Source organism: uncultured Campylobacter sp. (assembly GCF_937949835.1).
Classification (GTDB): domain Bacteria; phylum Campylobacterota; class Campylobacteria; order Campylobacterales; family Campylobacteraceae; genus Campylobacter_B.
Genome location: NZ_CALEDC010000212.1, coordinates 1 through 7,234, shown reverse-complemented (window position 1 = coordinate 7,234; position 7,234 = coordinate 1). Strand labels below are relative to the sequence as shown.

Sequence of the window (7,234 nt, the reverse complement as noted above, 5' to 3'; positions counted from 1 at the left end):
GCCGTATGCGCCCCATTTTTCGTAGATCATCGCGGTTGGCAGGATTAGATCAGCTACCTTTGCGCTTAGTCCCGGATACGGATCGCTTACTACGATGAAGTTATCCATCTCGCGCGCCGCGGCGATCCAGTGGTTTGCGTTGGCGATCTGCTGCCACGGGTTGTTGACCTGTACCCATATCCATTTTATCTTGCCGTCTTCGAGATTGCGTAGAGCCTGCACGTAGTGCGCACCCGGTTTTGGATTTATCGTACCCTCGGGAAGCTTCCAAATTTTTTCGGAAACCTTTCTGTGTGCCGGATTTGCCACAACCATATCAGCAGGTAGGCGGTGAGAAAACGTGCCTACCTCTCTAGCTGTGCCGCAAGCGCTAGGCTGACCGGTAAGCGAAAACGCTCCGCAGCCAGGTTTGGCTTGCTTGCCGAGAAGGAAATGCACCATGTAACTTTGCTCATTGACCCAAGTTCCTCTTGAGTGCTGATTAAAGCCCATCGTCCAAAAGCTTACTACTTTGCGATCTTTTTCTATATAAAAATCAGCAAGCTGCTTTAGCTTGGTCTTAAACGCCTCTAAATCCTCACTTTCGTCACCCTTAGCTAAAGGCGCTACGAAATCTAGCGTGTAAGGCTCCAGCGCTTTTTTAAATTCTTCGAAGCTTATGAGCCAGTGAGCGTCCGATTTGTCAGAGTGTTTGTTTTCGAGTACATCGCCCTCTTTCATACCCAGATATGCTAACGTAACGCCCTCGGATTTGCTTAAAATTTTGGATTTTTGCTTAGCCGCGGTGTCAAGCTCGGTCTTGCGGTATTTTTTATGATTGATATCTTCTCGCAAGCCGTAGCCGATATCTACTGGACCGGTAGCGAATACGCAGTGCTCTTTAATAAATTTCTCATCTATCATATCCGGGTGGTTGTAGACGATCTCCCTTGCTATGTAGTTCCATATCGCAAGATCGGTATTTGGACGGAATATAATTTCAATATCGGCGATGTTTGAAGTGCGGCTAGAGTATGTCGAGAGATTTATAACTTTTACGCGGTCCGGGTTGCGAAGCTTGTGGTCGGAGACGCGAGACCAAAGGATAGGGTGCATCTCAGCCATATTCGCGCCCCAAGCGATGATGGTATCGGTTAGCTCGATATCGTCGAAAACGCCCGCAGGCTCGTCGATACCGAAGGTTTGCATAAAACCTACGACGGCGCTGGCCATGCACTGGCGAGCGTTGGGATCGAGATTATTGGAGCGAAAGCCCGCCTTTACTAGCTTTGCTGCGGCGTAACCCTCAGGAATCGTGTATTGACCGCTGCCAAGTACGGCAAAGCCCTCGGGACCGCCTTCGTTATAGGCGCGCCTAAAATGCTTCTCCATTTCGTCGAACGCTCGTTGCCAGCTGATCTCGATAAATTTTCCCTTTTTATCAAATTCGCCCTTGGAATTTACGCGCAAAAGAGGCTTGGTAATGCGATCGGCGCCGTACATGATCTTGGCGTTGAAATAGCCTTTGATGCAATTTAGACCGCGATTTACGGGCGCTAACGGATCGCCTTTGACCGCTACGATTTTGCCGTCTTTGGTGGCTACCATGATGCCGCAGCCGGTGCCGCAGAAGCGACAGGCCGCCTTGTCCCAGCGCCAGCCTTTTTCGGCTTCGTCCGCAGCACTAAGACTGCTAGGCAAGCTGATGCCCGCAACGCTACAGGCAGCCGCTGCTGCAGAGCTTTTTATAAAGTCTCGTCTATCCATGAGATTAACCTTTCGTTTAGAATTAATTTCTACTAAGATTTTGAATAATAGCATAAAAAAACAGCTTAGTCTAGATTAAAATCAAGGTTTTTTCTGCAATGAATTTCAGATATAAAATAATAATTTTATAAATTTTAAATTTAGTGGCTCAAATTTTATCAGGACAGCGAGTTTTTGATAAATTTTAATATATATTTTCATTGAATTAAATTAATATATTATACCGATAAATCAGCATTAAAATTTCATCAAAATTTAATTGTGCTTTGAAATAAAACGGAGCGTAATATAATTTCAAAATTCTATTAAAATTATAAAAGTTAGCTTAAAAAGCGTCTTTTGCGATAAGCGATAAATTTTACGCGCAAATACCGTCATTATCGAGACAAAATCGTAAAATTTATCTATTCAATTTAATATGCGGGATTTGCATATTGCTTAAATTTTGCTTAAAAAAATTCACTAATTTAAAAATTCTTTTATAATCTAGAAAGTATAATAGCCGTGCAAACCAAAATTCTTGAAAGGAATATTATGCAGTCCAGAGAAAAGATTGTCAAAACGACTTGTCCTTACTGCGGCACCGGCTGTGGTATCGATCTTATCGTAAAAGACGGCAGGATCGTAAACGCGCGCCCTACGCAGGCCCACCACGTAAATGACGGTGAGCTATGCTTAAAAGGGATGTTCGGCTGGGAGTTCGTAAACTCTCCAAAACGCCTTGCCAAACCTATGATCCGTAAGAAAAACGGAGTATTTGATAGAAGCGGTAAGCTTGAGGAGGTAAGCTTTGAAGAGGCTTACGATTTTGTAGCGTCTAAATTTAAAGAGACCGTCGCTAAATATGGCCCAAGCTCAATAATGGGCTTTAGCTCGGCGCGCTCAAATAACGAAGACAACTACGTTTTCCAGAAATTTTTCCGAGCTCAGGGCAGCAACAACGTCGATCACTGCGCCCGTCTTTGACACGCTCCTACAGTGGCAGGTCTTGCCAACACGCTAGGAAACGGAACGATGACGAACGATTTGGTAGAATTCGCTACCGATACGGACGTATTTTTACTCATCGGCACAAACACAAGCGAGTGTCACCCGATCATTGCCATGCAGATGCAGCGCGGGCTTCAGCGCGGCGCCAAGATGATCGTAGTAGATCCGAAGCGCACAGATATGGCGAAAAAAGCTGATATCTATCTGCAAATCCCGGTGGGCGCGAATATCAAGACGCTAAATACCATTATGAATGTTATCATTGCCGAAAATTTGCAAGATGACGAGTTTATCAAAAACTACGCTCACGGCTACGAGTATCTAAAAGAAGCGGTTAAGGACTTTACTCCTGAGCGATTCGAGCGCGAGACCGGCGTGAAAAAAGAGCTCGTAATCGAAGCTGCTAGAATGTATGCTAAAGCAGGCGCAGCGGCAATCTGCTACACGATGGGTATCACGCAGTTTAGCGACGGTACCTCAAACGTATTTTCGCTTTCAAATTTAGCCATTTTGACTGGAAATTTAGGCAAACGAGGTGCAGGCGTAAATCCTTTGCGCGGTCAAAATAACGTCCAGGGCGCATGCGACATGGGTGCGCTGCCTAACGTCATCCCGGCAGGTGCAGTAAATTCCGCTTATGCTCAGGAGCAAGCGCGCAGAGTATGGCACTTTGAGCTAAATCCAACTCCGGGCTTTAAACTTACGATTGCTCCAGATAAGATGGATAGCGGCGAGCTGAAGCTACTCTACGTTTACGGTGAAAACCCCGTAATGAGCGATCCTTGGACGGAACACTTCGTGCACGCAACGCACCATCTGGATTGCTTTATCGTGCAGGATCTTTTCTTTACCGAGAGTGCACAGAAGGCCGACGTCGTACTACCTGCTGCTGGCTGGGGCGAGAAGGACGGCACCTTTTTAAACACTTCTCGCCGCGTCCAGCGCACGCGCAAGGCAAGCGAGCCGGCTCCTGGCGTAGAGCCTGATTGGAAGGTAGTTTGCAATATCGCGCAAAGAATGGGACTTGAAGGGTTTGATTTTTTAAGTGCGGAAGAAATTTGGAACGAAGTGCGTGCATTAATGCCTAAATTTTTCGGCGGTATTAGCTACTATAGGCTAGATAAGCTAGGCGGCATCAGCTGGCCATGTCCTGATGAAGATCATCCGGGCACACCGGTGCTTTATGCAGATCATAAATCGATGCTGCCTGACGGTAAATTTAGAATGGTGCCGGTGCTTTACGTGGATGATAAAGAGGGGCGCGCTAAAGCGGAGGCGGATTTTAGAGCCAAGATGAAAATTCCGGATGATTATCCGGTAGGAAGCGGCGCGCTTAGCGAGATTCCGGATGAAATTTATCCGTGCTTATTTACGACCGGGCGTAAGGTTTATCACTACCATACTGGTACGATGACGAGAGAGTGCCGCGCGCTAGAGTACGGTGCGGGCGCAGAAGGCGCGCTCATCGAGGTAAGCCCCGACATCGCACGCGAACGCGAGCTTACCGAAGGCTGCTACGCGCTCGTCAAAAATAAGCGCGGTCAGATCGCCGCGAAGCTTCGCATAAATCCGGATCTAAAAGAGGGCACGATCTTTACGACCTTCCATTACAGCGAGGCCGACGGCAACGAGCTCGTGCATGCGGGCGATCTTGATCCGCTATCGGGCATCCCGCCGCTAAAAATGACGATCGCAAATATCAGAAAACTTAGCGAGAGCGAGTTTATCGAGTTCAGAAGACAAAACGAGATGTCGATGCACTCCGAGAAACCTTATCTATCGCCGGTGCATAGGTAGTTTGGGCGGTAAACTCCGCCCGCTTTGCAAAGATGAAATTTAATCGCGGCTGCTGGCAGCGGCAAAATTTGATGAAATTTTATCTTTGCGGGTGTTTCATGGCCGCTTGTGCTTACGGTGCAAGTGGCTCGTGGAATTTTCCACGCGATTTTTTAAATACAAAACTGCGAGCGCTTTAAATTTACGCACGCCGCTTCGGCTTTACTTCGGCGAATTAAGGCTATTTAAGCAAAATTTCACTACGATATGGGCGAAATTAAAATAAGGAAGGTCTATGGAGCCGATTTATAGGGCGGAGATAGTTAAATTTAAAGGGGATGAAAGAAGGATCGTAAGCGATATCTTGGTGCGCGAGATCAAGTTTGAAATTTTACTAAACGGCAAGCGTTTCGGCGCGCTGATGGCGACTCCGAGCGATTTAAAGGCGCTCGCGGTAGGCTATTTGCTGAGCGAAAATTTGATTTCGGATCCAAGCGGTATAAGAAGCATCGAGCTCGCGCCTGACGGGCTTAGCGTGAATGTCTGCGGCGAGATAAACGAAAAGCGGCTAAATAGCTTCGATGCCGAAAAGGTCATCATCAGCGGCTGTGGGCGCAGCTCTACCGCAAATATCGATCCTGCAGCGATGGCGGCGCGCAAAGTCCGCTCGGATGCTAAATTTCATAAGAATGAAATTTTAAATTTGATGAGCGAGTTTTACACGCAGTGCGAGCTTTACGAGATGACGGGCTGTGTGCACACCGCAAAGCTCTTTACCGCGAGCGGCGAGTATTTTATCGGCGAGGATATCGCCCAGCACAATACCATCGATAAATCGGTCGGCAAGGCGGTCTTGGCGGGGTGCGATACGCAGGGCTCGCTTCTTTTGGTAAGCGGCAGACTAAGCTCTGAAATGGTAGCCAAAGCCGTGATGAGCGGCGTTAGCGCGCTTGTTTCGCGTACGGCTCCTACGAGTCTCGGTGTCGTGATTGCGCGTAAATTTGATCTTACCCTTTGCGGCTTCGCGCGCGGCGAAAATTTAAACGTCTATAGCGGCGAAGAGAGAATTTTGAGTTAAGAGGGCGGCATGGAGATAGATATCAGAATAGACGATAAAAAAGCAAGCGAGATCAAAAGACTGATTTTAAATTTACTTAATCCAAGCGGCAAGCTCGATTGCGGCGCGGCGTTTAAGATCGCCGCTAAATTAGGCGTGGACGCGAGCGTAGTAGGAGATCTTGCGGCACGCGAAGGGATACGGATAGATCGCTGCGAACTCGGACAGTTCGGCAAGCTGCAATGTAGCGGAGGCAGCATAAAGGCGCTGCAAAAGCTAAATCCGTTTTTGGATGAGAAAAGGCGGATTTTTTGCCGCGACGCCCGCGCCGTAGCTAGCGGCGGAGTGGGGTTTGATACCGTGCGCTCTACGCTTAAGGAGCACGCCATAGACGTGAAATATTGTCAGTTGGGCTGCTTTAAAGAGAAGAAAGGCAAAAGAATGAGGGTAAAAACAAAAACTTGGATCGAAAATGCGCAGGGCGAGCTCATTTTCGGCAAGGGCAAAACCGAAGTGCTAGACGTGATCGCCCAGACGGGCTCCATCTCTAAAGCCGCCGAGGTTTTGGGGATGAACTACAAAAAGTGCTGGAGCCATCTGCAAATTTTACAAAAAAATCTGCAAGAGGAGCTCTTTAGCACCAAGCAAGGCGGCGGCAATGCCGCGGGCACGACGCTAAATGAGCGCGCCTATGAGCTGATCGCCGCGTATAAGCAGCTGCAAAGTGATATAGAAAACTACGCAAATGAGCGCTTTAAGGAGCTTTTTTTGAAAAAAGAGGTCGAGAAAGACGCAAGTAAAGCGGCAGATAAAAACCATTAAATTTAAAGGAGAAAACGATGTTTGTAAAGCTAAACGATCGAACCTATCTAAACAAAGACAGGATCACGCGCATCAAGGTAGATAGCGTCCAGGACGGTATCAGAATTCGCTTCTACGAGGGGCAGTTTCAAGTCGCCAAAAGCGGCAGATTTGAAAGCGAAGAAAAAGCGATGGAGTGGCTGCAGAAAAATTTTATCGGCAAATAGCCGCCAAGCGCACTTCATAGCCGCGCGAGCAGCTTGCGAACAGATCCGTAAAATACGCTTTTCGTGATACGGTAGCGGCTCGCACTCATTAGCAAGACGATAGTTTTCGGTAGTTTGTGCTTTCAAGAAGAGGTTGCGCAAAGATGTTGCGGTAAAATTTACGGCGAACGAGCCTCGGATATAGAGCCTAGCATAGTCTGTAAATGTAGGATGTAGCTACGCAAATAAGGTCTATGACACGACATTCGTTCGCCAAATTTACTCGAAAGATTCATCATTCAAACCCGGCTTAACCGCATTTTTCGCTCAGCTTTGCCTATCGTGCCTATCTAACATTTATATTTTATTAAGTACTCATTAGATATAGTCGCGAGCAAAATTCTAAGGGGAAATTTTGAAAAGCTTCAAACTTAGGTTTATTTATGCTATCTGCGTGATAGTCGTATGCGCGCTGTATCTGCTAGCCGAAAGATCGGGTCTTACGGAGCGCAAACAAACCCATTTTACCGTCACTGCCGATACAAATGTCTCAAAAGTGCCGGGTCTTAGCAAATACGTAACCCAAGAAGAGGTCGATAGCTTCGCGTTTCGCTACTGGGATATAGATTACAATTCAAATCCGAAAAACGTATTTAAA

At 47.2% G+C, this 7,234-nt stretch carries 5 protein-coding genes and 1 pseudogene; 5 read left to right on the top strand and 1 reads right to left on the bottom strand.

Features of this window, described 5'->3' with window-relative positions; genetic code table 11:
- Positions 1-1,746 (bottom strand): nitrate reductase catalytic subunit NapA (napA, locus tag Q0256_RS04915; protein ID WP_297960620.1); only part of this gene is annotated, 1,746 nt, incomplete at its 3' end.
- Positions 1,747-2,280: 534 nt separating this feature from the next.
- On the opposite strand from napA, the gene Q0256_RS04910 reads away from it, so the two are divergent.
- The 5 genes and pseudogenes from Q0256_RS04910 to Q0256_RS04890 form a co-directional block, all read left to right on the top strand.
- Positions 2,281-4,533 (top strand): molybdopterin-dependent oxidoreductase, encoded by a 2,253-nt coding sequence (locus tag Q0256_RS04910; protein WP_232501139.1) that lies wholly within the window; start codon positions 2,281-2,283, stop codon positions 4,531-4,533.
- Positions 4,534-4,807: 274 nt separating this feature from the next.
- Entirely contained in the window at positions 4,808-5,590 is a 783-nt protein-coding gene (gene fdhD, locus Q0256_RS04905) for a formate dehydrogenase accessory sulfurtransferase FdhD (RefSeq protein ID WP_297960614.1), read from the top strand.
- A 9-nt stretch (positions 5,591-5,599) separates the two neighbouring features.
- Positions 5,600-6,391 carry a winged helix-turn-helix domain-containing protein gene (locus tag Q0256_RS04900; protein ID WP_297960611.1) on the top strand — a complete coding sequence of 264 codons (792 nt, stop codon included), beginning with the start codon at positions 5,600-5,602 and terminating at the stop codon, positions 6,389-6,391.
- 17 nt (positions 6,392-6,408) lie between these two features.
- Entirely contained in the window at positions 6,409-6,597 is a 189-nt protein-coding gene (locus Q0256_RS04895) for a hypothetical protein (protein WP_005869215.1), read from the top strand.
- Positions 6,598-6,991: 394 nt separating this feature from the next.
- Positions 6,992-7,234: pseudogene (locus Q0256_RS04890) on the top strand (ankyrin repeat domain-containing protein); the annotation flags it as partial.